The 16,905-nt window shown below is 48.9% G+C and carries 9 protein-coding genes, 1 tRNA gene and 4 rRNA genes; 12 read left to right on the forward strand and 2 right to left on the reverse strand.

What is annotated here, in order from left to right:
* Nucleotides 1-1,300 precede the first annotated feature (1,300 nt).
* From SPIGRAPES_RS10475 to SPIGRAPES_RS10520, 10 genes are all read left to right on the forward strand, one after another.
* Nucleotides 1,301-2,841: ribosomal RNA gene (locus SPIGRAPES_RS10475) — 16S ribosomal RNA — on the forward strand.
* Nucleotides 2,842-2,994: 153 nt separating this feature from the next.
* Nucleotides 2,995-3,068: transfer RNA gene (locus SPIGRAPES_RS10480), tRNA-Ala, on the forward strand.
* A gap of 55 nt (nucleotides 3,069-3,123) precedes the next feature.
* Nucleotides 3,124-6,065, forward strand: a 23S ribosomal RNA gene (locus SPIGRAPES_RS10485).
* 78 nt (nucleotides 6,066-6,143) lie between these two features.
* Nucleotides 6,144-6,257, forward strand: a 5S ribosomal RNA gene (rrf, locus tag SPIGRAPES_RS10490).
* A 117-nt stretch (nucleotides 6,258-6,374) separates the two neighbouring features.
* Nucleotides 6,375-6,488, forward strand: a 5S ribosomal RNA gene (gene rrf, locus SPIGRAPES_RS10495).
* Together the 16S, 23S and 5S rRNA genes with 1 tRNA gene alongside form the textbook arrangement of a ribosomal RNA operon.
* A gap of 214 nt (nucleotides 6,489-6,702) precedes the next feature.
* A complete protein-coding gene (locus SPIGRAPES_RS10500) occupies nucleotides 6,703-7,719 on the forward strand; it encodes a methionine ABC transporter ATP-binding protein (protein WP_014270726.1) in 1,017 nt (338 codons plus the stop codon).
* Nucleotides 7,716-8,378 (forward strand): methionine ABC transporter permease, encoded by a 663-nt coding sequence (locus tag SPIGRAPES_RS10505; RefSeq protein ID WP_014270727.1) that lies wholly within the window; start codon nucleotides 7,716-7,718, stop codon nucleotides 8,376-8,378. Before SPIGRAPES_RS10500 ends, SPIGRAPES_RS10505 begins: the two co-directional genes overlap by 4 nt.
* A gap of 55 nt (nucleotides 8,379-8,433) precedes the next feature.
* Complete coding sequence (locus SPIGRAPES_RS10510) at nucleotides 8,434-9,243, forward strand: MetQ/NlpA family ABC transporter substrate-binding protein (RefSeq protein WP_014270728.1); 810 nt, start codon at nucleotides 8,434-8,436, stop codon at nucleotides 9,241-9,243.
* 167 nt (nucleotides 9,244-9,410) lie between these two features.
* Entirely contained in the window at nucleotides 9,411-10,436 is a 1,026-nt protein-coding gene (gene argF, locus SPIGRAPES_RS10515; RefSeq protein WP_014270729.1) for an ornithine carbamoyltransferase, read from the forward strand.
* Between the two features lie 356 nt (nucleotides 10,437-10,792).
* Complete coding sequence (locus SPIGRAPES_RS10520) at nucleotides 10,793-11,230, forward strand: Hsp20/alpha crystallin family protein (RefSeq protein ID WP_014270730.1); 438 nt, start codon at nucleotides 10,793-10,795, stop codon at nucleotides 11,228-11,230.
* Nucleotides 11,231-11,466: 236 nt separating this feature from the next.
* Here the strand turns inward: SPIGRAPES_RS10520 and SPIGRAPES_RS10525 are convergent, their stop codons facing one another.
* A complete protein-coding gene (locus SPIGRAPES_RS10525) occupies nucleotides 11,467-12,903 on the reverse strand; it encodes a M20/M25/M40 family metallo-hydrolase (RefSeq protein ID WP_014270731.1) in 1,437 nt (478 codons plus the stop codon).
* Between the two features lie 99 nt (nucleotides 12,904-13,002).
* Here SPIGRAPES_RS10525 and SPIGRAPES_RS10530 point away from each other — a divergent pair, with 99 nt between their 5' ends.
* Together SPIGRAPES_RS10530 and clpB are read left to right on the forward strand one after the other, a co-directional pair.
* Nucleotides 13,003-13,632: a TetR/AcrR family transcriptional regulator gene (locus SPIGRAPES_RS10530; protein WP_014270732.1), complete on the forward strand. Its 630-nt coding sequence runs from the start codon at nucleotides 13,003-13,005 to the stop codon at nucleotides 13,630-13,632.
* Nucleotides 13,633-13,727: 95 nt separating this feature from the next.
* Nucleotides 13,728-16,307, forward strand: a complete 2,580-nt coding sequence (gene clpB / locus SPIGRAPES_RS10535; RefSeq protein WP_014270733.1) for an ATP-dependent chaperone ClpB — start codon at nucleotides 13,728-13,730, stop codon at nucleotides 16,305-16,307.
* Here the strand turns inward: clpB and SPIGRAPES_RS10540 are convergent.
* Nucleotides 16,274-16,888, reverse strand: coding sequence for a nucleotidyltransferase family protein (locus SPIGRAPES_RS10540; RefSeq protein ID WP_014270734.1), 615 nt, complete (start codon nucleotides 16,886-16,888; stop codon nucleotides 16,274-16,276). The two genes, clpB and SPIGRAPES_RS10540, sit on opposite strands and share 34 nt — an antisense overlap.
* Between the last annotated feature and the right edge of the window lie 17 nt (nucleotides 16,889-16,905).

Below are 16,905 nucleotides of genomic sequence, written 5' to 3' on the forward strand. Positions count from 1 at the left end.
ATTCCAAGGGCCTTCTTATGTTTTGAAGGGTTCGGCAGTAAACGTCGAACTATGGTTTCATAGGCCTTTGCAAGGTTCTCTCGGATGCAGGTCGCAGAGTATTTTCAATCTAAGCTGAACTGCATGTTTGGAAATGAAGCACACAAAAAAATGCACCCCTATCTGATTCCCTGCTTAGTTGGGGAAAATATATACGATAACATCGTTTCTGAAAAAAGTTCTTAGTTTAAATTTAAATCTGGTATGAAACAAATATATGAACACGAACCTCCTGATACGTATAGGTGTCAGGGGGGAATACTGTATGATCCCTGTTATATTTGAGTTTTTCTCGTAGTGAAAGGCTTCTGTATTTCCATGGGACTTATTGCTATTCCTGCGACCATCAAGTATGTACATATTCTTGCTTTTGTTGCACAGAAAGAAAGCAATTCAAAACCGGATCTTGCTGCATTGCAGATGACCTGGAAGGAAACAAAGATATTAGCGACGAAAACGTATTACTGCAATAATGTCTGACATTTTACAAGCCTTTAAGCCATTCTGGTTGTAAACCTGAAACCGTATTCTTTTTTAGATGCAAGAGAGAGAAAATTCCATAGCCTTTATAAAGCAGGCAAAAGGAAATTTCGATAGTCTGGTAACTAGGTGAAGACTCACTCAGTGGTTTTTCCCGAATTCCACTATATATATGCGGTAATGTTGCAGATGGATTGGATAGAGCTTCTTTTATCGATGTCTGTCCTTATGCTATCTGCGAATATCGAGGGTTTCAGCTTACTGATTTCCTGTATTGCTGTCTGCAAACTTTTCAAGCATAGATATTCATCTTCATGCAATCAGGGGTGTAGCCGATACTATTGGGGTAATGTGGAGGTTTGTTCCTTCTTTAAGGCTGAGTAGGTGGGAAAAGTAAAAATACGTGATTATTTTCACGAACCCTGTGGACAATAGTGAGCATGCCGTATATAGTGCCTTCTTGTGCGGTAGACGGAACGGTTGGAACACGGAAAAGAAAAAGCCTGGGAAGGCTTGACTGGGAAGTGAAAAATCTGGTATGTTAACCGAGCGCCTCAGCGATGGGGCACAGCAAGAGGCACCGGTAAAGCCGGGCATGCTAACGATTTATGAAACAACGAGCGAAGGGAAGGAAACGAAGATAGAAGCGGAAGCACCACAAGTGGGCTTCCCAGTCAATTCGAAATGATGAACAGTAGATGAAAGAAGCTACGTTCGTTTGCGAGAAAAGACAGGGCAGACTATCGAAGTAATAGCTGCGGGGCTTCGGCCCCGTATTCCTATGACGGAGAGTTTGATCCTGGCTCAGAACGAACGCTGGCGGCGCGTTTTAAGCATGCAAGTCGAGCGGCAAGGGCCTTCGGGCCCCTAGAGCGGCGGACGGGTGAGTAACACGTGGACAATCTGCCCCCCGGTCCGGGATAGCCTTGGGAAACCTGGGATAATACCGGATACGAGCGGGGCCCCGCAGGGGGCCCCGGGGAAAGGCGCTTCGGCGCCGCCGGGGGATGAGTCCGCGGCCCATTAGCTAGACGGCGGGGTAAAGGCCCACCGTGGCGACGATGGGTAGCCGGCCTGAGAGGGTGATCGGCCACATTGGAACTGAGACACGGTCCAGACTCCTACGGGAGGCAGCAGCTAAGGATCTTCCGCAATGGGCGAAAGCCTGACGGAGCGACGCCGCGTGAACGATGAAGGCCGTGAGGTTGTAAAGTTCTTTTCGGGAGGGGGAATAACCGTGGCAGGTAATGGCCGCGGGATGACGTGAATCCCGGAATAAGCCCCGGCTAACTACGTGCCAGCAGCCGCGGTAACACGTAGGGGGCGAGCGTTGTTCGGAATCATTGGGCGTAAAGGGCGTGCAGGCGGCCCTGCCAGTCTGGCGTGAAAGGCCCCGGCTCAACCGGGGAGACGCGCTGGAAACTGCAGGGCTTGAATACAGGAGGGGATGCCGGAATTCCAGGTGTAGGGGTGAAATCTGTAGATATCTGGAAGAACACCAATGGCGAAGGCAGGCATCTGGCCATGTATTGACGCTGAGACGCGAAGGTGCGGGGAGCAAACAGGTTTAGATACCCTGGTAGTCCGCACAGTAAACGATGTACACCAGGTGGCGGGGGGTTGACCCTCGGTACCGAAGCTAACGCATTAAGTGTACCGCCTGGGGAGTATGCTCGCAAGGGTGAAACTCAAAGGAATTGACGGGGGCCCGCACAAGCGGTGGAGCATGTGGTTTAATTCGATGGTACGCGAGAAACCTTACCAGGGCTTGACATATACCGGAATATGCCTGAAAGGGCATAGCTGCTTGCAGCCGGTATACAGGTGCTGCATGGCTGTCGTCAGCTCGTGCTGTGAAGTGTTGGGTTAAGTCCCGCAACGAGCGCAACCCCTGCTGCCTGTTACCACCACGTAAAGGTGGGGACTCAGGCGGAACTGCCGGTGACAAACCGGAGGAAGGTGGGGACGACGTCAAGTCATCATGGCCCTTATGCCCTGGGCCACACACGTGCTACAATGGCCGGTACAGAGCGCAGCGAGGCCGCGAGGCGGAGCGAATCGCTTAAAGCCGGTCCCAGTACGGATTGGAGTCTGCAACTCGACTCCATGAAGTTGGAATCGCTAGTAATCGCGCATCAGCATGGCGCGGTGAATACGTTCCCGGGCCTTGTACACACCGCCCGTCACACCATCCGAGTCGGGGGTACCCGAAGTCGCCAGCCCAACCCGCAAGGGGGGGCGGTTCCGAAGGTACGCCTGGTGAGGGGGGTGAAGTCGTAACAAGGTAGCCGTACCGGAAGGTGCGGCTGGATCACCTCCTTTCTACAAAGAAAGGCAGGTCCGAGGCCCTCACAGCCGCGGACCGCAATCCAAGGCCGTTGGCCAGCAGGCGAAAATCCTGCGAACAAGACGCCCATTTGGGTGCGCATGCCGAAATCTTCGAATCCTTCCCTCCCTCTTTTGTCCAAGTGCGTCGGGGGCATAGCTCAGCTGGCTAGAGCATCGGCTTTGCAAGCCGAGGGTCAGGGGTTCGAATCCCCTTGCCTCCAGAGAGTTTTACAGCGATTATTGACAGTTTGAGCGTAGGGATTGGAAGAATGATATGGTCAAGTGAAATTAGGGTCCACGGAGGATGCCTAGGAGCTGCCAGGCGAGGAAGGACGCGATAAGCTGCGATAAGCCGCGGGGAGGGGCCAATACCCTTTGATCCGCGGATTTCCGAATGGGGTAACCCGAATGTCCTGATGACATTCGCGGGCACGTGAACAAAATAGCGTGTCCGCGGTATACGCTGGGGAGTGAACCATCTAAGTACCAGCGGGAGTAGAAATCAAACGAGATTCCCCCAGTAGCGGCGAGCGAACGGGGAGGAGCCCAAACCGCGTGCCTTCGGGTGCGCGGGGTTGTAGGGGTGCGGCGGGGGCTTTGCCCCGTGCAGTAAGAAACCGGAAGCGTAGCGGAACGGTCCTGGGAAGGCCGGCCAGAGCGGGTGAAAGCCCCGTACGCGAAACGCCTCCGGCTGCATGGCCGCGCAACCTGAGTACGGCGGGACACGAGAAATCCTGCCGGAATCTGGGGGGACCACCCTCCAAGGCTAAATACTCGGCAGCTACCGATAGCGCATAGTACCGTGAGGGAAAGGTGAAAAGGACCCCGGGAGGGGAGTGAAAGAGAACCTGAAACCGTGGACCTACAAGCGGTCAAAGCCCGGAAGGGTGATGGCGTGCCTTTTGTAGAATGAGCCTGCGAGTTACCGTATGCGGCAAGGTTAAGGGATAGGAGTCCCGGAGCCGCAGGGAAACCGAGTCTGAACAGGGCGTTCAGTCGCGTGCGGTAGACCCGAAGCCAAGTGATCTAGCCATGGCCAGGCTGAAGCAGGAGTGAAATCCTGTGGAGGGCCGAACCTAAATCCGCTGAAAAGGGTTGGGATGAGCTGTGGCTCGGAGCGAAAGACTAAACAAACTTGGAAATAGCTGGTACTCTCCGAAATAGCTTTAGGGCTAGCGTTGCAGGGACTGTCGCGGAGGTAGAGCACTGGATAGGTGAGGGCCCGTCACTGGGTACCGAGCTTAACCAAACTCCGAATACCGCGATACAATATGCAGCAGTCAGACGGCGACTGATAAGGGCCGTCGTCAAGAGGGAAACAGCCCAGACCGCCGGCTAAGGTCCCAAAGGCGTGCCAAGTGGGAAAGGAAGTATGATTGCACAGACAGCCAGGAGGTTGGCTCAGAAGCAGCAACCCCTTCAAAGAGTGCGTAATAGCTCACTGGTCGAGTAGTCATGCGCCGATAATGTAACGGGGCTAAGCACGCCACCGAAGCCGCGGGACAGCACTAGATGCTGTCGGTAGGAGAGCATTCCGTGTACGGAAGAAGCGGGGGCGGAAGCCCCCGTGGACGGGACGGAAGTGAGAATGCAGGCATGAGTAACGAAAAGACGGGTGAGATCCCCGTCCGCCGAAAGCCTAAGGTTTCCAGGGTAAAGGTAATCTACCCAAGGGTTAGTCGGCCCCTAAGGCGAGGGCGAGAGCCGTAGTCGATGGGAAGCTGGTCAACATCCCAGCACCTCCCAGAGTTCCGATTGGGACGACGCATAGGGCGAAACGCAGCAGGGCGACGGTAGTCCCTGTCGAAGCGGCGAGCCGTCGAGGCACCCAGGCAAATCCGGGTGCCGAGGCGAGCCGTGAGCGAGGCCTGTCTAGGCAGGCCGAAGTGCGCGTAGTCGTCGTGCCGAGAAACAGTCCCTAAGGTTAGGCTCTGGGGGCCCGTACTATAAACCGACACAGGTGGGCGAGCTGAGAATGCGCAGGCGCACGGAAGAATTCGCGTTAAGGAACTCGGCAAAATGCATACGTAACTTCGGGATAAGTATGGCCCCCGTAAGGGGGTTGCAGTGAAACGGCCCATGCGACTGTTTACCAAAAACACAGGTCCATGCGAACCAGCAATGGGAAGTATATGGACTGACACCTGCCCGGTGCTGGAAGGTCAAGAGGAGTTGTCAGAGCGATCGAAGCAGCGAATCCAAGCCCCAGTAAACGGCGGCCGTAACTATAACGGTCCTAAGGTAGCGAAATTCCTTGTCGGGTAAGTTCCGACCCGCACGAATGGTGTAACGATATGGGCGCTGTCTCAACGCGAAATCCGGTGAAATTGAAGTCCAGGTGAAGATGCCTGGTACCCGTGGTTAGACGGAAAGACCCCGTGAACCTTTACTTCAACTTGGCATGGAGACTTGGACAGGGATGTGTAGGATAGGTGGGAGGCCGCGAGGCATGGCCGTCAGGCTGTGCGGAGCCGCTGGTGAAATACCACCCTTCCCTTTCCAATTTTCTAACCCGACCCGTAATCCGGGCCGGGGACAGTGCCAGGCGGGAAGTTTGACTGGGGCGGTCGCCTCCCAAAGAGTAACGGAGGCGCGCGACGGTCACCTTAGGATGGTTGGGAATCATCCGGCAAGTGTAAAGGCACAAGGTGGCTTGACTGCGAGGCAAACAAGCCGAGCAGGTACGAAAGTAGGTCTTAGTGATCTGGCGGTAGCGCGTGGAAGCGCCGTCACTTAACGGATAAAAGGTACTCCGGGGATAACAGGCTGATCTTGCCCAAGAGTTCATATCGACGGCAAGGTTTGGCACCTCGATGTCGGCTCATCGCATCCTGGGGCTGGAGCAGGTCCCAAGGGTTTGGCTGTTCGCCAATTAAAGCGGTACGCGAGCTGGGTTCAGAACGTCGTGAGACAGTTCGGTCCCTATCTGCCATGGGCGTTGGATGTCTGAGGGGTTCTGCTTTTAGTACGAGAGGACCGAAGTGGACGAACCTCTGGTGTACCAGTTGTCGTGCCAACGGCATCCGCTGGGTAGCCACGTTCGGAAGGGATAACCGCTGAAAGCATCTAAGCGGGAAGCCCTCCCCAAGATGAGACATCCCCCCCGCACTCGATGCGGGCTGAAGGAAACAGGGAGATGACCTGTTCGATAGGCCGGAGGTGTAAGCGCAGCAATGCGTTCAGCCGACCGGTACTAATCATCCGTGAGGCTTGACCATATCATCGTTCCAGTCCCCCGCGGGACCGCCAAGGCCGGTCGCCCGAGCTCCATGCTCAGGCTACCAGGCGTTGGCCGGCCCGGTGGCCATAGCAGAGTGGATATACCCGTTCCCATCCCGAACACGGAAGTCAAGCACTCTCACGCCGATGGTACTACGGTTCGTCCGTGGGAGAGTAGGTAGCCGCCGGGCCTTTTCTTTGCCCTTTTGCCGGGCGCGTTTGCGCCCCCGGCATATGTCCCTTGTCCCTTTCGGACCGCCAAGGCCGGTCGCCCGAGCCCCCCGCTCAGGCTACCAGGCGTTGGCCGGCCCGGTGGCCATAGCAGAGTGGTTATACCCGTTCCCATCCCGAACACGGAAGTCAAGCACTCTCACGCCGATGGTACTGCGGTTCGCCCGTGGGAGAGTAGGTAGCCGCCGGGCCTTTTTTTTGCCCTTTTCCCCCCTGTGGGGTGAGGTTCATATATTGCAGGAGCGCACTTCGGTGCGCTTTTGTCGTTTCTGGGCAGTTTGCATGGAGGGCATCGGTTAAAAGTCGAGAGGATTGGATGCATTGGCTGTATTTTCTCCTTCTGCCCTTGTCCAAGTATTTCGTTTTTACTATGATGAGTACAATTAATTTGGAAAAGGAATAATTATGCAGATTATATTGAAAAACTTGAAAAAAGCTTATGGCGATCTGCATGCTGTTGACGGTGTGAGCCTTGTAATTCCTTCCAATACAGTATTTGGAATCATAGGTCGAAGCGGTGCAGGAAAATCGACACTGGTCAGACTGGTAAGTCTATTGGAATTCCCTGATGAAGGGGAAGTCTATTATGATGAAGTTCGAGTCGATAACCTTAGCAAGGATGAATTGATAAAGCGCAGACGTCGTATCGGGATGATCTTTCAGAATTTTAATCTTTTCTCATCCAGGAATGCTGCAGAGAACGTAGCCTATCCGATGGAAATCAATGGAATGAGCAAGCCGGAGATAGACCTCCGGGTAAAAGAACTTATGGCCCTGGTTTCCCTTGAAGGAAAAGAGAATGCTCCGATAAGTACCCTTAGTGGGGGCCAGAAGCAGAGGGTCGCCATTGCAAGGGCACTAGCCTGCAAGCCTGATATTCTGTTTTGCGATGAAGCAACAAGTGCCCTTGACCCACAGACCACCCATTCAATTTTAGCCTTGATTAAAGAAATACAGAAGAAAATGGCTTTGACTGTTGTAATGATTACCCACCAGATGGAAGTTGTCAGGGATGCTTGTGAAAGAGTTGCCGTGATAAACGATGGCGAAGTTGTCGAACAAGGTAAGGTAACCGATATTTTTGCACATCCTTCGAGTGACGTAACCAAAGACTTTCTGACTCATCTTGTAGGCGTGGATGAAGCTGAAGCGGTGGAGCAAGATAGATTGGTCCATTGGTCAAAGAAGAGAGGCGCTTATACCCTTCGATTCCGTGGTGGTTCAACCGATCAGCCTGTGCTTAGCAGGATTTCCAGAGACCTTGGTGTGGAATTCAATATTAGGGCCGGTGGGGTACAGAAAGTCGGAGACCTTGAAATAGGGACAATGGTGGTTGATATCAGTGGAGATGACACAGTCAAGCAAAAAGCCATTGAAGCGTTACGTGCACAGGATGTTGTCGTTGAGGAGGATCAGCAATGAGTAAATTATGGATTCTTGTAGGACAATCGACTCTGCAAACCCTCAACATGGTTTTGTTTTCTACGCTTTTTTCGTTGCTTCTGGGCCTGCCACTTGGAATTTTGCTCTCTATTACCTGCGAGGAACAACAAGGTGGGATTATTCCCCATCCCGTTCTTAATAATATTCTCGGAAGGATTGTAAATGTCCTTCGGTCATTTCCTTTTATCATCCTTATGATTTTGCTTTTTCCCCTTTCCCGGTTGTTGATTGGAACCAGTATCGGCACTGCCGCTACTATCGTCCCGCTGTCTATCGCGGCAGCACCATTTGTAGCAAGAGTAATCGAGTCTGCATTGAAGGAGGTGGATCCGGGGGTCGTTCAGGCCGCCCGTGCTATGGGATCTACCAATTGGCAGATTGTACGGAAAGTCTTGCTCCCCGAGGCCATGCCTTCGCTTGTCAGTGGTATTACCCTGACAATTATAAACCTGATCGGATACTCGGCTATGGCTGGTGCCATAGGTGGAGGCGGATTAGGTGACCTTGCGATACGGTATGGGTACCAAAGGTTCCGGGGCGATGTTATGTTTGTTTCCGTTGTTGTCATCCTGGTCCTTGTAGAGATTATCCAGGTGATAGGAAACAAAATCAGTGCAAGGCTCATGTCGAAACGTTAGACTTCTTTGTTTTTCGGATGAGTAACACAAAAAATATCTATGAAGGAGATATATTATGAAAAAAGTTTCAGCTATTGTTTTAGTTCTTCTTGTTTCGATCACCGTTGCTTTTGCAGCTGGTGCAAAGGAACAGTCTTCTGCTAAAGTTCTGACTGTCGGGGCGACTCCGGAACCCCATGCCGCATTCCTCAGTTTGGTTGTAGAAGACCTTGCTGCGCAGGGTATTACCCTCAAGGTCAAAGAATTTACCGACTATGTAACTCCCAATGAGGCATTGGAGTCAGGTGAGCTCGATGCAAATTTCTTCCAGCATGTTCCTTACTTGGAATCATTCAACAGAGAACGCGGTTATCATCTTGCAAATGCCGGTGGTATCCATGTGGAACCCTTCGCACTTTACTCAAACGAGTATAAAAGTGTTGCGGATCTTCCAAACGGTGCGACAATTGCAATACCTAACGACCCCACCAACGAGGGGCGTGCCCTTTTGTTATTGCAGAGTGCTGGGTTGCTGACCCTTGATGCTAATGCAGGTCTTGAAGCTACTCCTCTGGATATCGCCAAGAATCCCAAGGGTTTGAAGTTCCATGAGATTGAACCTGCTTCCCTTCCCCGGGTACTCCAGGATGTGGATGGGGCAATCATCAACGGTAACTATGCCATTCCTGCTGGATTGATTGCAACCCGTGACGGTTTGTTCGTAGAGGGTGCTGATAGCCCGTACGTAAATGTAGTGGCGGTCAAAGAAGGCAACCAGAATGACGAACGGATCGTAGCTTTGGTGCAGGCCCTTCGTGGACAGAAGGTACGTGACTATGTAGCCTCACACTATCCCAATGGTGAAGTTGTTCTTGTATCCAAATAACTGTGACTTCTCATATACTGTCTGCCTCTCTGGGATTTTTTCTCAGGGAGGTTTTTTTTGAATCTATATACAAAAAAATTGTATTATATGCATAAAATTGCAAAAAACTTGACAATTAATGCATATTTATTTAAAGTATAAAACACTTATGCATCACGGAGGAACATATGGAACCACAAGTAAGTCTCAAGGGCCGAAGTTTTCTTACCCTCAAGGATTACTCTCGCGAGGAGATTTTGTATCTGCTCGACCTTTCAATGGAATTGAAAGCCAAGAAAAACAAACTTGGACATTCGAAAAAGGTCGATGGAAAATTGCTCGATGGTAAAAACATCGTTCTTATTTTTGACAAAACCTCGACGCGTACCCGTTGTTCTTTTGAAGTGGCAGCTTTTGACGAAGGTGCACATGTTACCTTTCTGACCAATAGCCAGATGGGGAAAAAGGAATCGATCGAAGATACTGCGAAGGTCTTGGGAAGAATGTATGACGGTATAGAATACCGTGGATTTTCCATGCAGCTTGTGCAGGACATTGCAACATATAGTGGTGTTCCCGTATGGAATGGACTTACAGATGATGATCATCCTACCCAGGTCCTTGCAGATTTCCTTACTGCCATGGAACATACAGGAAAACCTCTGCATGAAATGAAAATGGCCTACATAGGGGATGGTAGGAACAATGTTTCCAATGCCCTGATGATAGGTGCCGCGAAAGTCGGTATGGATTACAGCGTGGGGACTCCCGAGGAACTTTCTCCTTCTGGGGAACTCCTAGCCACACTGCTTCCGATAGCCAAAGAAAACGGCAGTACGATATCAGTCACTACAGATCCGTATGAAGCTGTTAAAGGTGCCGATATCATCTATACGGATATCTGGGTATCAATGGGTGAGGAAGACCAGACGGAAAAGAGAATAGCTTTGCTCAAGGATTATCAGGTAACCATGGATCTTCTCAAGGCCTCCGGTAATGGAAAAGTTTTGTTTGAACATTGTCTGCCCTCGTTCCACGACCTCAATACTACTGTCGCCAAGCAGATTCATGAACAATATGGACTGAAAGAACTTGAGGTTACCGATGAGGTATTCAGAAGCGAACATTCAGTAGTGTTTGATGAAGCGGAAAACAGGATGCATACAATAAAGGCTGTCATGGTTGCAACGATGAGCGATTTCCTTGAGGCTTAGGGTTTTCAAGGCAAATGTCGGATAGGGGAAGGTCACTCTTCCCTTATTTTTTTTTGGGTATTTTTGACCACAATCTTGGCAGTATTAGGGACAATCGAGTCAAAATAACCCAACAAAACAATCTGGCGGTTAAAACAAGGGGGGTGCTTGACTCGTTTTTTTTCGTTTCACGACTATGTTTTTAACATGCGCCAATACTGGTTGTTGTATGAAAATATTGTAAGATATTGCAATATAATAAAATAAAAAATATGGTTGCATAAATTCTGAAAATTGGCACACCTTCTGCATACCTATAGGTGTAGAGCCGAAAGGCTATTTGGCATAAAGCAAAATTATCAAATGGAGGTGTTAGTATGAAATATCTTGTGAAAAAAGACCCCAACTATCCAATCGTTTCAAGTTTTAATTCTTTGTTTAATGATTTTTTCGGGGATTGGGGTATTTCCAATTCAAGGATTCCCCCAGTAGATATTACCGAAAATGATGATTCGTATATTCTTGAGGCGGAACTTCCTGGATATAAACAGGAAGATGTGAAAGTAAATGTAGAGAAGCATGTACTCCGCCTGAGTTCTACGAAGGAAACCTGTACAGAAGAAAAGGAAGGTAAAAAGACTTTGGTAAGGGAACGTTGTTTCCAGAGTTTCGAACGTTCTTTCAGTCTTCCAGAGGATGTCAACGAGAACCTTGTGGAGGGTGAATTTGTCGATGGTGTTCTGCGAGTGACCATGCCTAAACAGGAAGTTGCCAAACCAAAGAAAATTGAAGTTAAAATCAAGAATACCCAATAGGATTGGGTGTTCTGATGAAGGCAACCTAATCTTGTACAGCAAGGTGCCCTGCGAAACTGCAGGGCACTTTGTGCATACATGGGGGAACGGTACACCTTGATCGTACAGAGAAGTCACTAGTGATTACCATAGCAGTTTCTCTGATGGGTCTGCAGGTTGTTTTACACACAGGTCGCTGCCCAGCAAGCGGCTTTTCTTATGTTAATTTGCATTCTCACGTTTCCTGTTCGATGCTATTACCAGTTTTTCATAAGTACTTTGAAAAATGAAACAGCGGCGGAAATATTTTCCTTGCTCATCCGTTCATCAGGTCCATGCATTCGGGAAATTTCTGACTTATCCATCTGGGCCGGGGTAAAGCGGTAAATATACTTCGCGAGATTCTGGTATTTCCTTGCATCGGTTGCCCCGAGCATCAAATAGGATGAGACAATTGCATCAGGGAAGCATTTTTTGATCGATACCTTCACAGCCTCATATGCTTTCCCCTCGACAGGGGATTCTTTGGAAGGCTTATCGTATCGCATTACCTTTACTGTGATATTCTTGTCCTTGACTGTATCCTGTATCCATTTCACTGTGCTCTTTTCGTCATCTGAAGATAACAGCCTGGAATTGACTACAGCGGTTGCCTGCAATGCTATGACATTGTTTTTATCACTAGCCTGTATGACCGTGGGTACGCTTGTTGTCCGTATTATTGCGTTAAGCGTAGGGTTTTTGGCAAAAGTGGCTTTCAATATGGGTTTTGTCAGCCAAAGGTTTAGAAACAGGAAAGCAAAGGGGAATGGGGCTTCTTTACCTATGTTTTCCAGCATTTTTATTACAGGCTGAGTGAATGTTGCTTTGTGTTTTGTCCTTTCGATTTTGACAAGTGCCTCTGAGATTTTCCCTAGTGCGGTCGGGAATGTGGGGGTCGAAGAGTGCCCTGCTTCCTGACAGCAGGAAAGCTCTGCGTCGAGATAGCCCTTTTCTGCGACACCGACGACGGCTATCGGGCGGTTGATCCCACCGATATAACGCTCAGCTACAGCTCCCCCCTCGTCCATAATAAGTGAGAAGGTCAGTCCCATTCGCTCGAATTGACGTGCTATGAGCGTTGCCCCGGCTTCTCCCCCATTTACTTCTTCGTCACAACCAAAGGCCGCATACCACGTCCTCTGTGGTTTTATTCCAGAAGATACCATTTCTTCAAAGGCTTGGAGAATTGCAATCAATTGGAGTTTGCAATCAAAACTTCCTCGTCCCCAGATAAAACCCTCTGCCTCGTCTCCTTTGAAAGGATCATGCTTCCACTGCGAAGGCTGAGCGGAAACAACATCCTGATGAGCTGTGAGAAGTGCCGGTTCTGCCTCCACGTTGGTGCCAGGTAGACAGTAAATCAAGTTGTGGGGTGAATCGGAAGGAATCTGGAGTGTTTGTGTAGCGAGTGGGAAAGCTTGCTTCAAATATTCATGAAAACGTTCAAATTCGTTCCAGTCAACAAGGTTTGTATCAAGATTGCTGACAGTCTTGAAGGTAATTGCCGCCTGCAATTTTGTGATTGCCTCTTTGTTCTCTTCAATTCTAGTGCCGACAATTCTTTTTTTGTCAGTATTTTGAAGAATGAGAGTCCTTACTGTTGCAATGGTAACCGGAAAAAGAAGAACAATGAGGATTGAAAGCAAAACCATTATGAAAACCTCTCTCCAAATGTAGTGTTTTTTACAGTATAATGATATATTGTAGCGGTACAATAGTGTTTCTATGCTTAGGGAGGGAGATTCTATAGCATGCCTAAAAAAATAGACCATGAGGAACGAAAGGAAAAAATTCTGCAAACCGCTTTGAAGGTATTTGCCCGAGAAGGTTACAGAGATTCAAACCTTTCCCTTATTGCCCAGGAGTGCGGAATTTCACGACCAACCATTTATCAGTATTTTAAGGATAAGGAAGAAATCTATTATTATGCTGTCAAGCTTGTAACTGGTCGCATGTTTTCCAAATTTGCCCGCTTTGCCTGGGATACACCTGAAAATTTCATAGACCGTATCAATATGATTTGTAACGATATAATGGATACTGCCTCTGCCCATGAAGGGGAACTGACTTCTCTTGTGGATGTCATGCTCCAGATGAAAAAAGAAGGGCGTGATTTCAATGCGATTGTTCTCAGGAGAACCGCCAAACTTACTATCCTTTTCAAACGTTTGTTACGGGCTGGGGTCAAGGAAGGTGATATAATTTCTTGTGATATCAACAAAGTCGCAGACCATATATTGCTTTTGCTTGAATCCTGTTGCTTTCAGGTGGCTTTTCTCGATACCTTCGATATGGTTCTTTCCAAGGAACTTATAAACAACTACCTGGAGTTTTTTAAGACCAATCCGAATGGAAATCTGGTTATTCCCAGGTCAATCTAGCCTCCATAAAAAATTATTACTATATTATCTACTGTACAAGTGAGGGGCCTTTTTAGGCTCCGTTGCCTCATATCTACACTAAGTGAGGATTATCAATGAATTTAGACAAAATGACAATTAAGCTGCGTCAGGCAATTCAAGATGCAGATGCGCTTGCCAATGAACATGGCAATGCGGAAATAACAACTGAGCATTTGCTCCTTTCCCTGCTTTCCCAGAAGGAAGGGTTGCTTTCCCCTTTGTTCGATAAACTGGGAATTCCTTCTAAGCAGGTTCACTCTAAGATCCAGGAACTTGTTGAACGTCTCCCAAAGGCATACGGGGCAACTGCCCAGCGTTCAATTTCTGGGCAACTCGGCAATGAACTGTACGCAGCCGATAAAATCGCTGCAGATTTCAAGGATGAGTATCTCAGTGCCGAACATGTTTTACTGGCGATTCTGGAGGATGGGTCTACTGCAGGCAAAGCCTTGTTGAACCTTGGGATTACCAAGGATGGTGTTATGCAGGCTTTGCAGACAATCAGAGGGAATCAGACCATCAATACCGAGGATCCTGAAAGCAGATATCAATCCCTTGAAAAGTATTGCAAGGATATCACTGCCCTTGCCAGGCAGGGAAAACTTGATCCAGTTATTGGAAGAGATGAGGAAATTCGCAGGATTATGCAGGTATTATCAAGAAAAACCAAAAATAATCCTGTTTTAATCGGTGAGCCGGGTGTTGGAAAAACAGCAATCGTTGAAGGCCTTGCACTGAGAATCGGTAGTGGCGATGTCCCGGAATCCTTGAAAGACAAGAGGATTTTATCTTTGGATGTGGGCTCGCTTGTAGCCGGAGCCAAATTCAGGGGGGAATTTGAAGAACGCCTTAAAGCGGTAATCAAAGAAGTTTCAAGCAGGGCAGGGCAAGTTATCCTGTTTATTGATGAATTGCATACTATTGTAGGAGCTGGCGCAAGCGAGGGGTCTACCGATGCCTCGAACTTGATTAAACCGGCACTGGCAAGGGGTGAGTTGCATGCAATCGGGGCTACAACCCTTGATGAGTACCGCAAGTATATTGAACCTGACAAGGCCCTTGAGCGGCGTTTTCAACCTGTGTATACGAAAGAACCCTCGGTAGAGGATACGATTGCTATTCTCCGTGGCCTGAAAGAGCGCTATGAGGTTCACCATGGGGTCCGGATAAAGGATGAGGCACTGATTGCGGCTGCTACTTTCAGTGACCGGTACATTACCAACAGGTTCCTGCCGGACAAGGCAATCGATTTGGTAGACGAGGCGGCAAGTCAACTGAAGATGGAAATTGAAAGCCAACCAGTCGAACTTGATCAGATTGAACGGAAAATTCTCCAGTTGAATATCGAGCAGCAGGCGCTGGGAAGAGAAACCGATACAGGAAGTTTGGCAAGACTTGAAAAGATCAGGCAAGAGCTGAGTGATCTTGGAACCAAACGTGATGCCATGCATCTTCAATGGGGAACTGAACGCGATGCCATTGCAAAACTCAGGGAAAACAAGGCCCTGCTTGAGAAACTTAAAGGCGAAGAACAGCGTGCCGAACGTGATGGCAACCTTGCTCAGGCTGCCCAGATTAAACATGGGTCAATCCCTGAACTGATGCGAGAGATTCAGAGGCAGAGCGAGAATCTAGCTGCAGTACAGACTAATGGGCGGCAACTTCTCCGGGAAGAAGTATCAGAGGATGATATTGCCAGGATTGTAAGTAATTGGACTGGCATTCCCGTTGCCAAGATGAAAGGCAGCGAGGTTCAGAAATATCTGCATCTCGAAGAAATCCTTGCTAAACAGGTAATTGGGCAGGACCATGCGATTAAGGCAGTATCCGATGCCATTCGTCGTAATAAAGCAGGTATCGGGGACGAGCACCGCCCTCTTGGGACCTTTCTCTTTGCAGGACCCACAGGAGTTGGAAAAACCTTGCTCGCGAAAGTCCTCGCAGAGTTTCTTTTCGACGATGAAAAAGCACTGACCCGTATCGATATGAGCGAATATATGGAGAAGTTTTCCGTAAGCCGGCTGATAGGTGCCCCTCCTGGATATGTAGGGTATGACCAGGGAGGTCAATTGACTGAAGTGGTCCGTAGACGTCCTTACTCGGTTATTCTATTTGATGAAATAGAAAAGGCGCATCCCGATGTTTTCAATATTCTGTTACAGTTGTTGGATGATGGGAGGTTGACCGATGGACAGGGGAGAATAGTCGATTTTTCGAACACGGTTATCATTTTAACTAGCAATCTGGGGAGCCAGCAATTGTTGCAGGCGAAAAGCCATCAGGAAGGTTCTTCCGCCGTCCTTGCGATTATCCATGCTTCGTTCAAGCCAGAGTTTATCAACAGGCTTGATGAAATCATCGTTTTTGAAAGCCTCGGGGAGGAACAGATTCGAAAGATCATCGTACTGCAACTGGGTCAACTTGCCTCACGGTTGTTGAAACGAGGCTATACGCTTACCTGGGGACAGGAGGTGGTCGAAGATATTTACAAGAAGGGATTTGATATCGATTTCGGGGCAAGGCCCATAAAACGGGCTATCCAGCGGTTGGTCGAGAATCCTCTCTCAGTCCAATTGCTCTCAGGTGAATTCGCATCATCCTCGACTATCAGGTTGACGGTTCAAGGTGATGAGGTAGTTGCCTTGAAAGGGTGATTGGTTTTGGAATCTTTCAGCAAGAGTACCCTGTAAGCCTGTATCGTATCGATGTCGCTCACGTATGCTTCATCGTCAACGATACAGGTTTTTACTGTATAGGCAGAGAGCATGTCTTTCATCCTGAAATCGGGGTTTTGTGAAAGGATAACCTCTTTGAGCCCTGATTTTAGTAAAACCGGATGACCTGGCTTTCCTTTGAAAACAGGTCGAAGGGCAGCTGCTTCCCCTATTTTCCCCAAAAGCCCTGTATAATGTGCTGCATTGATCAATGGCATATCGGCGAGGGAAATGAAAAAATCCTCTCCTTCTTTAAGGTGCTTTGCCCCGCAAATAGTCGAAGATCCCTGGCCAAATGCAAAATCAGGGTTGAATACAAGCTCAAGATTACTATCTGCAAAAACACCAAGGAGTCGTTCAACCTCGGTTCTTTTGAATCCTGTAACCACAATAGTATCCAGCTCTGCTTCAAGCGAGGCTCTTACGGCATGTTGCAAGACTGTTTCCCCCCTCCAGGGAAGAAATAGTTTTTCCCCTTTGCTTCGAGAGGCCAGACCTGCCGCTAGCAGTATGTTTTGCATAAACGTTCCTTGAATCC

Source organism: Sphaerochaeta pleomorpha str. Grapes (genome assembly GCF_000236685.1).
GTDB lineage: Bacteria > Spirochaetota > Spirochaetia > Sphaerochaetales > Sphaerochaetaceae > Sphaerochaeta > Sphaerochaeta pleomorpha.

What these genes read in the sequence shown, in the direction of transcription:
- SPIGRAPES_RS10500 (WP_014270726.1), top strand. Translation starts at nt 6,703, where the DNA reads ATGCAGATTATATTGAAAAACTTGAAAAAAGCTTATGGCGATCTGCAT.
- SPIGRAPES_RS10505 (WP_014270727.1), top strand. Translation starts at nt 7,716, where the DNA reads ATGAGTAAATTATGGATTCTTGTAGGACAATCGACTCTGCAAACCCTC.
- SPIGRAPES_RS10510 (WP_014270728.1), top strand. Translation starts at nt 8,434, where the DNA reads ATGAAAAAAGTTTCAGCTATTGTTTTAGTTCTTCTTGTTTCGATCACC.
- argF (WP_014270729.1), top strand. Translation starts at nt 9,411, where the DNA reads ATGGAACCACAAGTAAGTCTCAAGGGCCGAAGTTTTCTTACCCTCAAG.
- SPIGRAPES_RS10520 (WP_014270730.1), top strand. Translation starts at nt 10,793, where the DNA reads ATGAAATATCTTGTGAAAAAAGACCCCAACTATCCAATCGTTTCAAGT.
- SPIGRAPES_RS10525 (WP_014270731.1), bottom strand. Translation starts at nt 12,903, where the DNA reads ATGGTTTTGCTTTCAATCCTCATTGTTCTTCTTTTTCCGGTTACCATT.
- SPIGRAPES_RS10530 (WP_014270732.1), top strand. Translation starts at nt 13,003, where the DNA reads ATGCCTAAAAAAATAGACCATGAGGAACGAAAGGAAAAAATTCTGCAA.
- clpB (WP_014270733.1), top strand. Translation starts at nt 13,728, where the DNA reads ATGAATTTAGACAAAATGACAATTAAGCTGCGTCAGGCAATTCAAGAT.
- SPIGRAPES_RS10540 (WP_014270734.1), bottom strand. Translation starts at nt 16,888, where the DNA reads ATGCAAAACATACTGCTAGCGGCAGGTCTGGCCTCTCGAAGCAAAGGG.